The following is a 21,022-nucleotide window of genomic DNA, read 5'->3' on the forward strand; positions in this document are numbered from 1 at the left end:
AAACCAGCTAGTTACACAAAAACAGTTTTTATTATAATTTAAATAAATCATAATAAACGCCATTTTCATGGCAGAAAATGACGTTTTTCAAACGTTATAGTAGTCTATAAACTCCACTAATTATATCTTTGCAACATCTCTAGCCTAATTAAGTTTAAAATTAATTTGCATTTTCTCTAATTCGAATAACAACTCATTAGAAATCTTTACTTTAAGTTTTCTACTGGCCATTGACAGTTTAGTAACCACTTTAATTTCCTCGATTTCAACAACATTAGCCGCCGGCGTCTCTATAGATTCAGAAACTTCCATCGCATCCGTATCTTCAATAAAATCGTCGGCGTCGTTTTCAATAATAATTGGAGCAGCTTCCACAATTTTTTTTACTTTTTCCAATTCCATGATTTCGAAGGTTACTAGATTATCACCTTTATTTTCGAAAAAAAGATGTCCTAACTTATGAATAAACTCAGGATCCAAATCACTAATGTTAAGCAATACAATTAATTTTTTGGCAAAATCATCTAATACATCCTGTAAATATTGTACCAGCATAAATTGTATTCTTGGCTCACTTCTCTTACCTGTATCTTGATTCACCCAACCTTCTTTCACCACAACTTTCATATAAGTGAAATTATTTTGAATAAAGAAATGGCGGAACTTCAAATATTCTTCTCCAAAAATCTTAAACTCATAACTTTCATCATATCCTTCTAAGGTAAATATTCCCCAGCCTTTTCCGTTTTTGGCGACACGATGTTGTACGTTATTTATGATTCCGCCAAAAGTTAGATTCTTACCCACATGATGTTCCAAATTCCTTAAGGCTTCCAACTTGGCATTACAAAAATACTTCATCTCAAATTTGTAATCATCTAATGGATGTCCAGAAATATAAATACCTACAACCTCTTTCTCTTTGGCGAGTTTTTCCATGGTACTCCAATCCTCACAAGGCGGAATAACTGGTTCTTCAATTTGCACATCGCTACTTTCGCCAAATAAACTTACCTGAGACGAGTTCTCATTTTCCTGGAATTTAGCACCATACTTTATCGCCTTTTCATAAAAGGTAATTCCGTCGCCGTCATCATGAAAATACTGTGATCTTAATGTCCCCTCAAAAGAGTCAAATCCTCCAGCAAGTATTAAATTTTCTAAAGCTTTTTTATTGGCAGCACGCAAATCGATACGTTTGGTTAAATCAAAAACCGACTTATACTTACCATCTTTTCTGTTTTCGACAATGGTTGCTACTGCTCCCGCTCCCACTCCTTTGATGGCTCCCATACCAAAACGAACCGCATAATTATCGTTTACGGTAAATTTATAGAACGACTCATTTACATCTGGCCCTAATACTTCAAGTCCCATTCGCTTACATTCCTCCATAAAGAAAGATACTTGCTTGATGTCACTCATATTATTCGAAAGTACCGCAGCCATATATTCGGCAGGATAATTTGCTTTTAAATACGCTGTTTGATACGCAATCCAAGCATAACAAGTAGAGTGCGATTTGTTAAAAGCATATTCAGCAAAGGCTTCCCAGTCTTTCCAAATTTTTTCTAATTTATCTTCCGGATGCCCTTTGGCCGCAGCCTGACTAATGAACTTAGGTTTCATTTTATCTAAGACATCTTTTTGCTTTTTTCCCATCGCTTTACGCAAAACATCGGCATCACCCTTGGAGAAATCAGCTAGTTTTTGAGACAAAAGCATTACCTGTTCTTGATAAACGGTAATCCCATAAGTATCTTTCAATAATTCTTCACAGGCTTCAAGGTCATAAATAATTTCCTCTTCACCATTTTTCCTTTTGACGAAACTAGGGATATAAGCAATTGGTCCCGGACGATACAACGCATTCATGGCGATCAAATCGGGGAAAACCGTTGGCTTCAATTCCTTCATGTATTTCTGCATTCCGGCAGATTCATATTGGAAAATCCCCACTGTTTCTCCACGTTGGAAAAGCTCGTACGTTTTTAAATCATCGATAGGAAAGGTATCTGGATCCAGATCGATTCCGTTTCTATATTTTACTAATTTGACTGTATCTTTTATAAGTGTTAGGGTTTTCAAACCCAAGAAGTCCATTTTTAACAATCCGGCGGTTTCCACAACCGAGTTGTCAAACTGTGTTACATACAAATCAGAATCTTTGGCGGTAGCCACAGGAACAAAATCAGTAATATCGCTAGGCGTAATAATAACCCCACAAGCATGTATTCCTGTATTTCTTAAATTCCCTTCCAGCACTTTGGCTTGCTGAATGGTCTCTCCACCTAAATCATCCTCGCCTGCTAGAGCAATTAATTCTTTAATTTTATCAAACTCTTCGGGACGAACGGCTTTTCTAATTAAGGCCTCGTCTTCATTTAAAAATCGGGCGAGATTCCATTTTCCAGGCATCATCCCCGGAATTAATTTGGCGATTTTATCGGCTTCAAACAAAGGTAAATCCAGCACACGAGCCGTATCACGAATCGCCGATTTAGTCGCCATTTTACCATAAGTGATAATTTGTGCCACTTGTTTTGAACCGTATTTCCGGATCACATAATCCATTACACTGCTTCGGCCTTCGTCATCAAAATCGATATCAATATCGGGTAGAGACACACGATCGGGATTCAGGAAACGCTCAAAAAGCAGGTTGTACATCAAAGGGTCAATGTTTGTAATCTTCAAACAATAAGCCACTACTGATCCAGCCGCAGACCCACGGCCTGGCCCCACTGAAACTCCCATACTTCGAGCTTCGGCAATTAAATCCTGTACAATCAGGAAATATCCCGGATAACCGGAGTTAGAAATAGTTAGCAATTCAAAATCCAAACGCTCCCTAATTACTTCTGTAATTTCAGGATATCTTCTATTAGCACCTTCATAAGTAAGATGCCTCAAGTAAGCATTTTCTCCACGCACTCCACCATCCACAGCATCTTCTGGAACTAAAAACTCGTCTGGAATTTCAAATTTTGGTAACAAAACCTCCCTCGCCAAATTATAAATTTCAATTTTATCGACAATTTCCGATAAGTTCGAAATCGCTTCAGGCAAGTCAGCAAAGAGTTGCTTCATCTCATCACCAGTCTTGAAATAGTATTCTTGATTTGGCAAACCAAAACGATACCCACGACCACGACCTATTGGCGTAGTTTGCTTTTCGCCTTCACGCACACAAAGCAAAATATCGTGCGCATTGGCATTTTCTTTATCTATATAAAAGGTGTTGTTTGTCGCGACAATTTTCACATCATGCTTTCTAGCCAAAGAAATCAAAGTTGTATTCACACGATTTTCATCCTCTTGATTGTGACGCATCACCTCCATATAGAAATCTTCCTTGAACTCTTCTTTCCACCACAACACGGCTTCTTCGGCTTGGTTTTCACCAAGGTTTAAAACCTTATTCGGGATTTCTCCATTAAGGTTTCCAGACAATACAATGATGTCTTCTTTGTATTGTTGAATGACTTTTTTATCAATTCTAGGCACATAATAAAAACCTTGAGTATAGGCGATCGAAGACATTTTGGCCAAATTATGATAGCCTTTTTTGGTCTTCGCCAAAAGCACTATTTGGTATCCATTGTCTTTTCGAGATTTATCTTTATGATCTTCACAAACAAAAAACTCGCAACCCACAATAGGCTTCATAGGAACCTCTGTAGGTTCCTCACCATTTTCTATTAGGGCCGCATTTTTGGCTTCAGCCGCTTTATTATGATTTAAAATATCACGCACAAAGTGAAAAGCTCCCATTAAGTTAGCGTGATCTGTCATGGCAACCGCAGGCATTTTCTCCTTCGAAGCTGCTTTAACAAGTTGCGCTATACTTATTGTAGATTGTAAAACCGAAAACTGAGTGTGGTTGTGTAAATGCACAAAATCAGTATCAACCAGTACTTTCTTATTTTCTGAAAGTTCCTGTTTAGAAACCGTTGCCGTTTGTTTTTCACCAAACTGCTGACGAATAGCATCAGAAGCTGCTTTTAAATTGATATGCTTTAACCCAATAAGCTGAATCTCCCTTGGATTTTTACTTTGGAATTCCTGGAAATAACCAGCCGGAACATCTAATTGCTCCTTAGTATAATTCTCTCTTCTAATTAATTCCAAGAAACAACGCGTAGTTGCCTCAACATCGGCAGTGGCGTTGTGCGCTTCCCCAAATGGTTTATTAAAAAGAAAGCTATGTAATTCAGTTAATGTTGGTAATTTGAATTTTCCTCCACGACCACCAGGTAATTTCAATAAGGAAGCAGTAACTTCAGTACAAGTATCAAGAACTGGCATAGCGCTCATTTGGCTTTCTACTCCCAAACGATGAAATTCACAACCCATAATATTCAAATCAAAACCTAGATTCTGACCTACAATAAACTTTGCTTTACCAAGTGCTAGATTGAATTTCTCTAATACTTCTGCTAAGGAGATTCCGTTTTCTGCTGCTAATTCAGTAGAAATACCGTGAATTCGCTCTGCATCATAGGGAATATTAAACCCATCCGGTTTCACTAAATAATCTTGATGTTCGATGAGTTTCCCCATATCATCATGTAGCTGCCATGCGATTTGTATACAACGCGGCCAGTTATTAGTATCGGTGATGGGCGCATCCCAGCGCTTTGGTAATCCTGTAGTTTCGGTATCGAATATTAAGTACATAAGTCTCTTACCCAGTCCCTCGTCACGGTGAGGGAGTCTAAATCTTCAGATAAAGACCGTGTATTTAACTGGTTTATAACACTTTAAAATTAGTAAAAGTCATAAAAATTGAACTTCAAATTTAGGTTTTTTTAGACTACGAAAAGAGATGAATTACTAAAAAAATTATTGCCGCCTAATTTAAATTATCTAAGTACTTATTAAAAGCCAAAAAGGCCTTGATTACTCAAGACCTTCTAGTTTTTAAGAAACATACTTATTTATAGAAAATTCAATCCGAATGTTAGACCGAATGCAACAGGTTTAATAGTTGCATTTTTGTCAGTGCTATATAATCCGTTTGCTTTTCTATCATTAACAGCTGTTGGATTATAACCTATGTAAGACTCGTTTTGTTTTTGATCAATAACTGACCCATAACCGGTGTCAAGAAACATAGCAGCATACAAAGAGTTCTTTTCACCCATTTCGAAAGTAAATCCTAACTCAAACGTACTCATCAAAACTCCTTTTGTTTGGTATTCTCCTGTTCCAGAGTAATTATTTTGAGTTCCAAAACCATATTCAGGTAAATTGTCAATAGACAAATTAACATCTGGATAGTACCCAATTCCTCTTACAGATGATGCCGAAGATTCAATCTTATAATTTACAGGTAGAAAATACTTAACACCAGCTCTGAAATTAAAGTCAACGCCTTTGTTAATATTCCTTTTATACTGTAAATAAAGCGGAATCTGAATCGCTTGTAATGTTTGCTCTTCTCTATAGTTAGCCGTAGTTACATTGTAAACAAACGCAGAACCTGACGCATCAACCTCAAAATTGGTTAGCGTTGCTGAACCTAGAGTTAAAAAGGCTTTTTGCTTATATTGTGCAAACTCTACTCCAGATCCAATACCAATGTGATCTGTTAATAAGTAAATGTAACCTGCTTTTAAAGCACCTCCTAATTCATTGCCTGATTTCGTTCCTTTTAAATCAGATTGAAGATTAGCAATTCCTGATTGTAGTCCTACATAAAACTGCGCACTCATTCCTGTTGAGAATAAAAGTATTGCAATTCCTAAAATATATTTAACATCAAATTTCATACGTTTTTCTGTTTTTTTTAATTAGAATAGTCCATCCTCATTCTAATCGAATAAGGACTTCCTACTCTTATTATTTAATTTTTAACTAATAGATTTTTTGTAAAGTATTGACCGTTACTTAAAGTCATTTTTACAATGTAAATTCCTTCAACACTTGGAGCAATCAACTCTAACGTATTCTTATCAATAGCAGCATCAGTCAAAACCTTTCCAAGCATACTAATCACAGTAACACGTGCGCTTTGTAGTTTAGCAGTTGTAACATTCGTGATTAGTTGATAACTTGAATTACTTCTAACAGGGTTAGGCGCTATCTTTAAAAATTCTTGTTCTATTGAAGGGCTCAATATTAAAGGACAAGTAGTTATTATTGCTCCATCTACTTTTGTCCCGACAGCATAATAGCTTCCATTTAGAGATTCGCTTTCCTTAAAGTACTGCCCTGTTTGACCTGGAACTAACATTCCATTTTTATACCAAGTATATGATTTAAAACTATCAGAGCTATTGTCAAAGAAAATAACATTGTCGAAATGCTTTCTAATTAAATTAGGTTGACTTCTTAGAACTGGTATAGTAATGACAGAGGCAGCATTATAATTACCATCTCCTAATTGTGTAGCAGTAATCGTTGCAGAACCAAAATTAGTAAAGCTTAACACCTCATTTGAAACGGCGGCAACATTAATATTCGATGAAGTGTAGCTTATTGGCAAACCGCTTGTAGAAGCAGCTGTTAGTACAGCTGTAGTTACTGCATCACAGCCTAGTCCCACAGTTTGGTTCCAAGTGATGGTTTGATTGGCTTTAGTGATTGTCAAATTAGCCGGCACATATGTTATAGCATAGTTTGTATTATTCAAAGTACTTGTAATTCCATAAGCCCCTACATTACTTCCTGCAGCTCTGCTTAATGATCCTGTAAATGAATCTCCTGCTTCTAAACTTGGTGAAACTACATAAGTCAAACTAGGATCAACTGTACCATACACTTTTGTTTTAGCAGCAGCGGTAACCGTTATTGCTTTGGCAGTGATAGTAAAATCAGCCGGCACATAAGTTACAGCGTAATTAGTATTATTTAAAGTACTTGCAATGACATAGGTTCCGATATCAGTTCCAGCTGCTCTTGTTAAAGATCCTGTAAATGAATCTCCCGTTTCTAAATTTGGTGAAACTACATAAGTCAAACTAGGATCAACTGTACCATACACTTTTGTTTTAGCAGCAGCGGTAACCGTTATTGCTTTCGCAGTGATTGTCAAATTAGCCGGCACATATGTTATAGCGTAGTTTGTATTACTCAAAGTACTCGTAATTTCATAAGCCCCTACATTACTTCCTAAAGCTCTGCTTAATGATCCCGTAAATGAATCTCCGGTTTCTAAACTTGGTGAAGCTACATAAGTCAAACTAGGATCAACTGTACCATACACTTTTGTTTTAGCAGCAGCGGTAACCGTTATTGCTTTGGCAGTGATAGTAAAATCAGCTGGCACATATGTTATAGCGTAGTTTGCATTATTCAAAGTACTTGTAATTCCATAAGCCCCTACATTAATTCCTGCAGCTCTTGTTAATGATCCTGTAAATGAATCTCCCGTTTCTAAACTTGGTGAAACTACATAAGTCAAACTAGGATCAACTGTACCATACACTTTTGTCTTAGCAGCAGCGGTAACAGTTATTGCTTTGGCAGTGATAGTAAAATCAGCTGGCACATATGTTATAGCGTAGTTTGCATTATTCAAAGTACTTGTAATTCCATAGGTCGCTACATTCTCTCCTGTAGCTCTTGTTAAAAATCCTGTAAATGAATCTCCTGTTTCTAAATTTGGTGAAACTACATAAGTCAAACTAGGATCAACTGTACCATACACTTTTGTTTTAGCAGCAGCGGTAACCGTTATTGCTTTGGCAGTGATAGTAAAATCAGCCGGCACATAAGTTACAGCGTAATTAGTATTATTTAAAGCACTTGCAATGACATAGGTTCCGATATCAGTTCCAGTTGCTCTTGTTAAAGATCCTGTAAATGAATCTCCCGTTTCTAAATTTGGTGAAACTACATAAGTCAAACTAGGATCAACTGTACCATACACTTTTGTTTTAGCAGCAGCGGTAACCGTTATTGCTTTCGCAGTGATTGTCAAATTAGCCGGCACATACGTTATAGCGTAGTTTGCATTATTCAAAGTACTTGTAATTCCATAAGCCCCTACATTACTTCCTGCAGCTCTGCTTAATGATCCTGTAAATGAATCTCCTGCTTCTAAACTTGGTGAAACTACATAAGTCAAACTAGGATCAACTGTACCATACACTTTTGTTTTAGCAGCAGCGGTAACCGTTATTGCTTTGGCAGTGATAGTAAAATCAGCTGGCACATATGTTATAGCGTAGTTTGTATTACTCAAAGTACTCGTAATTCCATAAGCCCCTACAATACTTCCTAAAGCTCTGCTTAATGATCCCGTAAATGAATCTCCGGTTTCTAAACTTGGTGAAGCTACATAAGTCAAACTAGGATCAACCGTACCGTACACTTTTGTTTTAGAATCAGCGGTAACCGTAATTGCTTTGGCAGTGATAGTAAAATCAGCCGGCACATATGTTATAGCGTAGTTTGTATTATTCAAAGTACTTGAAACTCCATAAGTCGCTACATTCTCTCCTGCAGCTCTTGTTAATGATCCTGTAAATGAATCTCCCGTTTCTAAACTTGGTGAAACTACATAAGTCAAACTAGGATCAACTGTACCATACACTTTTGTCTTAGTAGCAGCGGTAACTGTTATTGCTTTGGCAGTGATAGTAAAATCGGCTGGCACATATGTTATAGCGTAGTTTGCATTATTCAAAGTACTTGTAATTCCATAAGCCCCTACATTAGTTCCTGCAGCTCTGCTTAATGATCCTGTAAATGAATCTCCTGCTTCTAAACTTGGTGAAACTACATAAGTCAAACTAGGATCAACTGTACCATACACTTTTGTTTTAGCAGCAGCTGTAACCGTTATTGCTTGACTACTAATTTCACCTATTTGTCCAGACGTTGATTGAGACTTTAATATATAATTTGAAGCATCATCTCCACTGATCGTCAAATTGCTAATTGTTACAGCCTTATTAGTTCCAACGTCTTTCGTGTCATATTCTCCTAATGACGGGTTGTTTAAAGTTACTATTTCATTTTCTAATATTCCATTAAGTTCAAAATTACTACCTGCTAAAACTGCTTTAGTTGTCGCGTCATAAATTTTGGACACGTTTCCTTTTAATGAAACATCTAATTTTATAGGAGTAACTTTACCAATATTAACCATTAATGAGGTAGAGCTTAAGATGTAGTTCTTAGCATCGGCTCCCGATACTTTTAAATCGTTAACTAAAACTGCTTTATTTTCTCCTATATTTTTATCATTTAATTCACCAGAAAAAGGATTATTTAATTCTACAGTATCACCATTAACAACTCCTTCTAAAGCAAAATTACTAGCTTTTAATATTACAACGCTATTAGCATTATACACTTTTGATATTTCGCCTTGTGCTATAACATTTAAAGACTTTGGTTCTATAATTAAATTGGCTTCAAGTATTTTATCGTTATAATTTGGTTTACTTAATACAGCGTATACCTTATACTCACCAACCTCTTTTTTGTTGTTATTCGAATAACTTACAGTTACTTGATTAGGAAGAGTACCATCAATAGTTACTGATTTTTCGCTTCCGTCATAAGTATACGTTGTAGATACTAATACGGCATTGGTATCTAAATTGCCTTTTAAAATTATTAATTTAGCTATAAGCTGTTTGTCATTATAATTTATACCACCATTAATATTAACTGCAACATCATAGGCTCCCACGTTTATATTATTATTATTGGTATAGGTAGCTGTAACTCCTTCAGGAAGTGTTCCTGCAAATGATAATTCTTTGATAGTTCCATCATACACTTCCTCTTTTTCTAACAAAGATATTGCATCCGAAAGATCACCTTTCTTAATAGTCATTGAAGTGGTTAATACAAGATCGTTATAATTAGAACCTGAAATTGTCGCTTTTACATTGTTATAAACACCAGCATTATTTTGGGTGTTTGAGTAAACTACAATTACCCCCTCAGGTAAGGTTCCAGCAATTTCCGGGTGTTTATTAAACCCGTTATAAGTAAACGTGTTGGGAGTAAATAAAATTCCTGATAGAGTTGTTTTATTAATTTTAAGGGTATTAGATATTGTAGTATCATTATAATATTGACCTCCACTAATAAAAGCTTTTACAACGTAATCGCCTGCCTCTATTTGTCCATTATCCTCATAATACACAGTAGTCCCCGTTGGTAAACCTGTAACATTCAGGTATTTTTTAGAACCATCATAAGTATATGTTTCTGGGTCTAAAGTGGCAATAACATCTCCTTTTTCAACAGTAAGTATAAAACTTTTAGATGCAAAACCATATATTTCGTCTCCACTTTGAGTAACCGTTATTATGGTTTGTCCAACGCCTACAATTTCAATTTTATTATCCTTTGTTATGTAAGCTACCGTTTTAGTACCACTACTATAAGTAAGCGGCAGGCTACTTGATGCGTTTCCTATCACAAAGGCAGGATCTGTATATTTTTTAGTTATATTAGTGATATCAATCGTCTGTAACAATTTGGACTCATAACAACCCATATCTATTATAGTGTTTAGGAAACGACTGTTATTTTCAAAATCTTTATTACCTGCAATTGCTGAGTTATACAGTGTATTATCTCCTTTATCGATTGCTACAGATATTGATTTTAAAGCAAAGTTATTTGCATTTACATCAATAAAATCAGCAGGTTGTTCATAGCTATTATTTGCTAATGTCATTGCGCTATAAAAAGATTGCGCTTTAGATAGCAAAGAATTTTTAATTGTAACTGTTCCTGCTATTCTATTTATTTCAGTGTTAACTCCATTAGTTCCAAAGATAGAATTAAGCACTTCTAAAGTAGAAGCTCCGTAAGTAGCAATGTGAGTTGAATTATCTCCAAAAGTAGCATTAACGATTTTTACATTGGCATCATTTATTCCCATTGAAGAACCAGTGGCCCCAAAGTGATACGCCGAATTACCGTAAAAGAGTGTATTGTATAGAGTAACATTAGATTGATCTGTAATATAAACACCGCCAGCTCTATGACCTGAAGAGTTTTCTGAAATAACACAGTTTTTTATAATAACATTAGAACTGTGTACACGTAGACCACCTCCATATTCTCTAGTAACAAGCTTTCCATTTATTGTTACAGTTCCTTCTGTGCCATAGCCTGCATTTGCTGCTGCACCTTTCGAGATAGTGAAACCATCTATTTCGTTGTTGCCGGTTGCATTAGCAACTGTTATGATATGATTGATTACAGATGCGCCATCTAGGATTGTTTTATTCTCTTGAATCTTTCGGTCAATCAAACTTTCATTAGCAATAGCTCCGTCAAATCCTCCATATAATTTTACGCCATCTAATACTAAAAAGCTATTATCTCTTCCTTCATCAATAAAGTTGGTATTATCTCTGGCACTGTATTTTGGGGTATAACTACCTTTAGCAACAAATATTTTATTTACAGTATTTGGTGTCGCGCTATTAAGAATAGAAGCATAGCGTAACCCTAAAGATAAGTCGTTTAAGGCTAGTTGCCATGAAGATCCGTCTCCACCAGCAGTAGCACCTTGCTTAACATATAATGTATTGTCTATTAGTATCGTATTGGGTAGTATTTTTAAAGTTCCATTTTGATACACAAAACTATAATTACCCGAAGTTAAACCGCTTGGAGTTATACCATCTTTGTAAATACCAATTTCTGTTTTACTTATGGCATTACCTGAATACAGTAGCGTTCCTGCTAATTTTGAACTATCATCACCATTAACAAAACCAGTATAGCTTACATCATAATTTGCAGTTGGCATTGCAGTATTACTGGCAAATTTAGTCTTATCATTTGCTTTTACAGTCAATGTTGCTTTCCCTACAGTTAAAACAAATGTCTTTTCTAGTGGAGCATAGTTTTCATTACCAACTTGGGTGATCGTAATAGTAGTTGTACCCGCTTTTAGTATACGAATCATACCATTTATAATGGTAGCAACAGTTACGTCAGAACTATTAGTGAAAGTTAATGGTAAACTACTATTTACTGTTGCCATCGGATGGATAAAATCTACCTCTCCATAGGTTTTTGTTAAGGCTGTTGCTGTAATAATCTGTGGTAACTTAGACTCATAACACCCCATATCTACAATCGTGTTAAAATAACGACTGATACCAGAAAGATCTTTATTACCAGCAATTCCAACATTATAAAATGCATTACTTCCTTTATCAACTGCCACAGAGCTTGTTTTTAAAGCAAAGTTATTTGCATTTACATCAATAAAATCAGCAGGTTGTTCATAGCTATTATTTGCTAATGTCATTGCGCTATAAAAAGATTGCGCTTTAGATAGCAAAGAATTTTTAATTGTAACTGTTCCTGCTATTCTATTTATTTCAGTGTTAACTCCATTAGTTCCAAAGATAGAATTAAGCACTTCTAAAGTAGAAGCTCCGTAAGTAGCAATGTGAGTTGAATTATCTCCAAAAGTAGCATTAACGATTTTTACATTGGCATCATTTATTCCCATTGAAGAACCAGTGCCCCCAAAGTGATATGCCGAATTGCCGTAAAAAAGTGTATTGTATAGAGTAACATTAGATTGATCTGTAATATAAACACCGCCAGCTCTATGACCTGAAGAGTTTTCTGAAATAACACAGTTTTTTATAATAACGTTAGAACTGTGTACACGTAGACCACCTCCATATTCTCTAGTAACAAGCTTTCCATTTATCGTTACAGTTCCTTCTGTGCCATAGCCTGCATTTGCTGCTGCACCTTTCGAGATAGTGAAACCATCTATTTCGTTGTTACCGGTTGCATTAGCAACTGTTATGATATGATTGATTACAGATGCGCCATCTAGGATTGTTTTATTCTCTTGAATCTTTCGGTCAATCAAACTTTCATTAGCAATAGCTCCGTCAAATCCTCCATATAATTTTACGCCATCTAATACTAAAAAGCTATTATCTCTTCCTTCATCAATAAAGTTGGTATTATCTCTGGCACTGTATTTTGGGGTATAACTACCTTTAGCAACAAATATTTTTGTTGCTGGAGTTACGCCTGGAGTTGAACTTGAATTAAGTGATTTCGCTATTACCAATGCGTCAGCGAGCTCTCCTAAAGCATCAGTCCAAGAAGTCCCATTCCCTGTAGCTCCTTTTTTAACGTAAAGTGTACCATCTGTTAAAACAACGTCAGATTCAATTCTTAAACTACCGTTATTGTACGTAATATTATATTTTGAAGAAGTAAATCCTGATGGAGTTACAACATAACCACTCCCTAAATTTGTTGCGGTTACGGCAGTACCGCTAAAGGTTAGATTTCCACTTAAACTATTTTGTGGTGTGTCGCCATTAACAAGTCCATCATAAGTAACGGTAAATCCGTTAAATACAAAATTGTCTTTAACCTTTACTTTATTATCGGCACTTACAATTAATTCTTTTTTATTAACAGTTACTGTAAAGCTTGAACTAGCAGGAGCGTATTGACTATCATCTCCCGGTTGCTTAACTGATATAGTAGCTGTGCCGTTACCTACCAAATTAATTTTACCATCTTCTATTTTAGCAATAGAATTATCACTAGAAGAAATATACTCAAGTGGTAATCCGCTTGATGCTGTACCATTTGTAAATGGTAAATCTCCATAATTTTTTGTGATATTACTAGCTATTATTGTTTGAACTGTTCTCAATTCTTCTGCACCAACATCAATTGTTCCTACTGTACGATTATACCCACTAATATCATACGCTGATAAGCTATTAAAGGTATAATATGTATTATTACCTTTATCTTTTGCAAAGCTATCTTCTTTTAACGCTATACTATTTACTTTGAAAATTGCATCCAAAGTTACTGTTACGGAATTGTTATAAAGTCCTTCTATTATAGTGCCATCTTTTTGAAAAATACTATTGTATAAAGTTATTCCGCTAGGAACCCCTATATTATTATTCATATATATGGAGTTGTACAATGAGGTTGTAGAGTTTGCGTCATTAACAATTGCAGTGGCATTTCCGTTATTTTGAGATTTTGATCTGTTTTCTGTGATCGTACAATTATATAGTTTAGGGTTACTAATATTAACGTTATACATTGCAGACCCGAATCCAAGTCTAAAAGACTGACTTCCATCAACTCCAACTGTATTATTTTTAATAATACAATTTATAAGTATAGGGCTACTGTTATCGTTAAACATCCCACCACCATATGTTGTGATATTATAGTTGAATTGATACATTGCATTATCTCTAATGATACAGTTTACTATAGTCGGAGAACTATTTCTATTGTAAATTCCCCCACCTTGACTTACATTATTAGAACTTGAACTTCCTATTGTAAAACCATCAATAATATCGTCATTAGTTAATCCGTTATTGTCATTTTTTATTACTGTGTTTGAATTACCTACGAGAATGCTCTGAGCAAATTTTCTTTTATGAGAAAGTGTTGTAATACCATTATCAGGGTCAAAACCACCATACATATTAACATTCTTAAGCATTTTAAAACTTTGCCCACTGTTAGGTGTATATTGCCCTACAGATACAAATATTTTTGTTGCTGTAGTTACACTTGAATTAATTATTGTTGCTATATCTAATGCATCTCTAACTTCTCCTAAGGCATTACTCCAAGAGGTACCATTACCAGTAGCTCCTTTTTTAACGTATAGTGTTCCATCTGTTAAAGTAATATCAGGTTCAATCGTTAGTATACCGTTGGTATAGACTATATCATATTTAGAAGATGTATAACCCGATGGAATAATAACATAATTATTACCTATAGCAGTAGCGGTTATCGCATTTCCAGCATAGTTAACATTGCCACTTAAACTGTTAAATGGTATATCATCAAAAACAAATCCAGAATAAGTTACGGTGAATCCAGTAAATACAGAACCATCTTGTAGCTTAACTTTATTATCCGCACTTACAGTTAACGTTCTTTTTTCTGCGGTTATAATGAAAGTTGTACTAGCAGCATCGTATTCAGCGTTATTTCCTGATTGATTCACAGTAATAATAGCTGTTCCAACGCCCACTACTTGAATTTTACCATCTTCTATTTTAGCAATAGCAGCATTAGAAGAAACATACTCAAGTGGTGATCCGCTGGATGCTGTACCGTGTGTAAATGGTGCATCTCCATATTTTTTTGTAATATTTACAGCCACAATTGTTTGAGTTTTATTTCTCTCAAAAACCCCCATATCAGTAATAGAATTAATAATACGAGATTTTCCTTTTAAATCTTTGGCTGGTAAAGCCAAGCTTGCTGGATTGTTTTGACCCGTATTTAGAGCAGGGCTATTTGTTAATAAAGTATAATTAATATCAAAAACATTTGTACTTTGAGTTATGCCATTTACTCCTTGTATTAAACTATTTTCATAGCTAGCATTACCGACATTATTAACAATATCTGAACTGTTTTTTACACTAATTGTATTTACAATTCTTGGAGTTGAACCATTTTCATTATACATTGTTGCTCCTTGAGCACCCGTGTTATCAGCTATTGTAGTATTTAGTAATATAGGTGACGATGCATTGTTGTAAATAGAAGCTCCATTAGGCGCTGTGTTGCTAATAATTAAACAGTTAATCCATGTCGTATTAGCATTTTCATTATATACAGCTCCTCCATTTGCAGTAGCATTATTTATTTTTAGGATACAATTTTCAAATTTAGGCGATGCTTTTTTATTATAAATACCACCTCCGTTATTTGCAGATCCGTTAGTAATAGTGAAACCATTTAAAACAGAAGTACTCGTTAAACTGTTGTCATAATTTTTAATAACCGAGGAATTATTGCCTCTTAAAATACTTCCAGTATTTAAATTATCTGTAATACGTTGATGTGTTAAGTTTGTAATGCCATTAGCAGGATCAAATCCGCCATATATTTCTATATTTTTAGGCATTATATATGATTTTCCAGAAGCTAATTGGTAAGTTCCTTTGGCTACAAATATTTTTTTAACTTTTTTAGGGTCGTTATTATCTGTATGAATAGCGTTAATATTAGCGGCTCTTGTTAAGGCAACTTCTAAATTACTTAAAGCGTTATTCCAAGAAGTACCGTCTCCGCTTCCGTTTGGATTTACATATAAAATGTTATCTGTTAAAATTAAATTCGATTTTATTTCTAAAGTTCCATCTTCAAACAAAACCGTGTATTTAGTAGAAGAAATACCTTGAGGAATAATTTTGTAGATACCTGCTTCAGTTGCAATAGTAGCATTACCCGAAAAAGCAAGAGAACCAGAGAGACTATTTGCTTCACTATCACCAGACTCAAAACCAGAATAGGTTACGGAAAATCCAGTAAATACCAAATTGTCTTGAATTTTATTTTTATTATCTGCTCTTACAGTGAGTGTTTTTTTATTTACTGTTAGTATGAAAGTTGCGCTAGCGGCATCGTATTCAATATTATTTCCTGATTGACTCACCGTTATAGTAGTTGTTCCAGTCCCTACTACTTTAATTTTACCATCTTCTATTTTAGCAATAGCAGTGTTACTAGAAGAAACATACTCAAGTGGTAATCCGCTGGATGCTGTACCATGTGTAAATGGTGCATCTCCATATTCTTTTGTAATAGAAATTGCTGTTATTGTTTGAGTTTTATTTCTCTCAAAAACTCCCATATCAATAGTAGAATTAATAATACGGGATTTTCCTTTTAAATCTTTGGCTGGTAAAGCCAAGCTTGCTGGATTGTTTTGACCCGTATTTAGAGCAGGGCTATTTGTTAATAAAGTATAATTAATATCAAAAACATTTGTGCTTTTAGTTATGCCATTTACTCCTTGTATTAAACTATTTTCATAACTAGTATTACCGACATTATTAATAATATCTGAACTGTTTTTTACACTAATTGTATTTACAATTCTTGGAGTTGAACCATTTTCATTATACATTGTTGCTCCTTGAGCACCCGTGTTATCAGCTATTGTAGTATTTAGTAATATAGGTGACGATGCATTGTTGTAAATAGAAGCTCCATTAGGCGCTGTGTTGCTAATAATTAAACAGTTAATCCATGTTGCATTAGCATTTTCATTATATACAGCTCCTCCATTTGCAGTAGCATTATTTATTTTTAGGATACAGTTTTCAAATTTAGGCGATGCTTTTTTATTATAAATACCACCTCCGTTATTTGCATATCCGTTAGTAATAGTGAAACCGTTTAAAACAGAAGTACTCGTTAAACTGTTGTCATCATTTTTAATAACCGAGGAATTATTACCTCTTAAAACACTTCCAGTATTTAAATTATCTGTAATGCGTTGATGTGTTAAGTTTGTAATGCCATTACCAGGATCAAATCCGCCATATATTTCTATATTTTCAGGCATTATATATGATTTTCCAGAAGCTAATTGGTAAGTTCCTTTGGCTACAAATATTTTTTTAACTTTTTTAGGATCGTTATTATCTGTATGAATAGCGTTAATATTAGCGGCTCTTGTTAAGGCAACTTCTAAATTACTTAAAGCGTTATTCCAAGAAGTACCGTCTCCGTTTCCGTTTAGATTTACATATAAAATGTTATCTGTTAAAATTAAATTCGATTTTATTTCTAAAGTTCCATCTTCAAACAAAACCGTGTATTTAGTAGAAGAAATACCTTTAGGAGTAATTGTATACACACCAGGTTCAGTTGCAACAGTAGCATTACCCGAAAAAGCAAGAGTACCAGTGATACTATTTGCTATATTGTCACCAGACTCAAAACCAGAATAGGTTACGGTATGATTAGCATTTGGATAAACAAGACCATCAAATACTTTTGTTTTAGCAATAGCTTTAACCGTAAGCGGTATTTTTGTTACATTAACAACTATTTTAGTTCTGGTACTTTCACAATTATTAGCATTAGTTTGAGTAACCCAATACGTAATAGAGTTTTCTGATGACATATTTAAAGCAGGAAGTATTGTTGATGACGTACCACCTATTGCTTGTGTATACCATTTTAGATTACTACCACTTACTACAATTTTAGCCCCTTGTTGACCAATAATGAAATTTTGAGGAGATTGTGCAGTTGGTGCAGTAGTAGAACTTACTGAGACTATTACACTCGCTCTCTCGCTCTCACAATTATTAACTGTTTGACTTGCATAATAGGTATTGCCAGAAACTAAATCCAAATTATTATCTAACGGACTTCCTCCTGAAGATTGGCTGTACCATTTAATAGTAGTGCCTGTTGCTTGTAAATTATTTACAGTGGCCGCATTACAAAAAGATTGTGTTGCAACAACCGTTGGCACTGTTTTACCAGAAACACCTAATATATTTTCGTAAGCACCAATATCAATGCCATTTACTTTTCTAGTATTTCCTAAAATATCTTTCGTGCTATATTCTTCCAAATAAGATGAATTGTCTCCTTTATTTAAAAATGGGCTGCAACCTGTTAGGTTAAAATCATTATTTGCTTCATCAGCAAAATACAAGTAACGTTCTTGAACATTGTTGTTTTTACCAATAAAATCAGGATCATATTTAAAAACATTATTTTTAACATCAGCCAAAAAAGCATTTGGTCCTGCAATATCCACTAAAATATTATTGTGAATCTTTACATTTTTACTAAATATATAAATACCATTATAAGTGACTTCTTTCCAGACTGTGTTATTCACAAATTCGACCGTTGCATTAGCAAAAAATATAGTTGTAAAGACATTGTTTCCGGTAAAAACATTATTATAAAATTTATTTATCCCCGCATATGCGGTAACTATACCACTTGCAGCTCCTTCACTAGTTGTGGTTCCTACATTGTTTATTACCTTATTATTATAAAACAGTGTTTTTGCAGAACTCTCAATGTCGATGGCAGCTCCAATATAAGATTTATTTCCTATAAATGAATTATCAAAGACTTGAGTTGTTAGGGCATTAATTAAATAAACCCCACCTCCTCTTTCAATAGCCGTATTATTTTCGAAAACATTTTTGCTTAATGTTAGTTTACAAGCAGTATTTTCTGGAACTGCTACAGCATATAGTGCTCCACCATTTTTACTAGAACTATTTTTATTGAAAGTGTTGTCATTAATAATAGAATTACCAGTGCTCGTTTCAAAATAAATTGCACCTCCTTGTATAGTAGCAGTATTTTCTGTAAATACATTTTTTCCAGTGACTTGAACATCATTATCCTTATAAGATGTTATAGCGCCACCATAACCAGAAGAAGAATAATTACTGGAAATAGTAACACTATTTTTTGTAAATGTATTTCCAGTTAGGGTAGTAGTACTTTTGTTTTTAAGTAAACATAAAGCCCCTCCTAACAAAGAAGTATTTTCTGAAAATGTGTTTCCTGAAAGTATAACACCGTTTACTTCGTCTAATACACATGCTCCTCCAATACCTTTTGAAGCTTTATTATTTTTGAAAGTATTTGATGTTATTTCTGAATTTATGGTTTTTTGAAGTGTAATAGCGCCTCCACCTCCAGTAAGCGTGTTACTTGCCACTTTCAAAGCCTCATTATTATTAAACTTAGAATTTGTTATTTTAAGATTACTAATGTTTTCACCTGCAAAAATAGCTCCAGCAACTTCTGCAATGTTGTTATTAAATGTACAATCGTTAATGGTTCTTATTGACGAATTGACACTTGTCAATTTTTCAAAGAATATAGCTCCACCGTATCCAACTAAAGCTCCACTACTATTTGCTTTATTATTAGTAAAAGTAACACCACTTATACTAAATAATTTTCCATTATCATCAACAATAGCACCCCCTAAAAGCGCACTATTATCTTCAAATGTACCTCTTTCAATAGTTAAAGAACTTTTAGTAGAAACAACTGCACCTCCATTATTAATAGCATTATTGTTAATAAAGGTACAGTCTGTAATAGTAGTTTTACCGCCTAATTCTGTGCTAACAGCTGCACCAAGAATACCAGAATTATTTTTAAAAGTTACATATTCTAATTTCAATACTCCTTTTATATTGTATATACCGCCTCCTTTATTTTTTGGGTAAGAGGTGTTAAGTACTTGCACCCATACAGCTCCACCACCAGGTGTTTGAACAATACCAGGTAACTTACCAATACCTGTCGCTTTCAAACCTAAATCAACCCAATTGTAATAAGGGCTTTCCGTCATAGAAACATACCAATCTGGGTATTTATCTTTAACTTGATCGTTAACAGAAATACTACTACTAATTTCTTCAGATATATTATAATACCCCATATCATCACACTTTCCATCACTAATGGTAAGTCCGTTTAAATAGTAATTTTCATTATCTTCAAGTGCATGGATAAGCACAACATGATGCGCAAAATTTCCACCACCCAAATTTCCACTAAGAATAGTCTCATTTATAACAATATTTCTTTGTCCAAAACTTGTTTCTGCACCACTAAAGCCACCATATAATTTCACCCCTTTCTTTAGGCCAAAAGTGTTATTTCTATCCTGTGAATTTTTATTGGGCGAAGGAGCAACTTTCGGAGTATATATTCCTTTGGCGATCCAAACTTCAGTATTCTCATCAGATAAACTAATCGTTTTCTGCAAATTGTCAGAAGCGTTACTCCACGAGCTTCCGTCTTTAGTTCCAGCACCATTTACTGTTACATATTTTATTGTTTGAGATTGTACTGCAATTGTAAATAATAACAAACAAGTAATAAGTGTGTATCTTGGTAAAGCGAGGTGCTTTTTAAAAAATGGAATAGTTTTAGTTTTCAATACATAAAAACAACATAAAAACACTAAACACAGTAAAGACAGTAAAGACAACAAGTAATATTTTTCCATAAAAAAGTAAGTAATAAAAAATGATTTATATAAGATTAGCTAATTTCGAACCCTTTCAGACAGGGATAACTCGCTCCGCAGATTTTTGTAGACATTTAACGAAAAAGTAATTTCTGCTTCACAGGTATGAGGTTTAGGTTTGCTGGCTTTATTTCTTTGTTCAAGGGGACAAAATTAAAACCTGTAAACTAATTCGAATAGCCCATTTCGTCAAATCAGTAGCCCAAAACGACATTTTTAACGATT

General features: G+C 34.4%; 3 protein-coding genes. All 3 read right to left on the reverse strand.

Annotation, left to right across the window (positions count from 1 at the left end; genetic code table 11):
* Positions 1–144 precede the first annotated feature (144 nt).
* The 3 genes from dnaE to E0F98_RS14745 all read right to left on the reverse strand — a co-directional run bounded on the left by dnaE (position 145) and on the right by E0F98_RS14745 (position 20,776).
* On the reverse strand, positions 145–4,680 hold the full coding sequence (gene dnaE, locus E0F98_RS14735) for a DNA polymerase III subunit alpha (protein WP_132112820.1): 4,536 nt from the start codon (positions 4,678–4,680) through the stop codon (positions 145–147).
* 260 nt (positions 4,681–4,940) lie between these two features.
* The gene (locus tag E0F98_RS14740) at positions 4,941–5,774 is read right to left on the reverse strand and encodes a hypothetical protein (RefSeq protein ID WP_132112822.1); all 834 of its coding nucleotides are present in this window, start codon (positions 5,772–5,774) and stop codon (positions 4,941–4,943) included.
* A 74-nt stretch (positions 5,775–5,848) separates the two neighbouring features.
* Positions 5,849–20,776, reverse strand: coding sequence for an MBG domain-containing protein (locus E0F98_RS14745; protein WP_132112824.1), 14,928 nt, complete (start codon positions 20,774–20,776; stop codon positions 5,849–5,851).
* Positions 20,777–21,022 lie beyond the last annotated feature (246 nt).

The sequence above is a fragment of the Flavobacterium hiemivividum genome, assembly GCF_004349145.1.
In the GTDB taxonomy this organism is placed as follows: domain Bacteria; phylum Bacteroidota; class Bacteroidia; order Flavobacteriales; family Flavobacteriaceae; genus Flavobacterium; species Flavobacterium hiemivividum.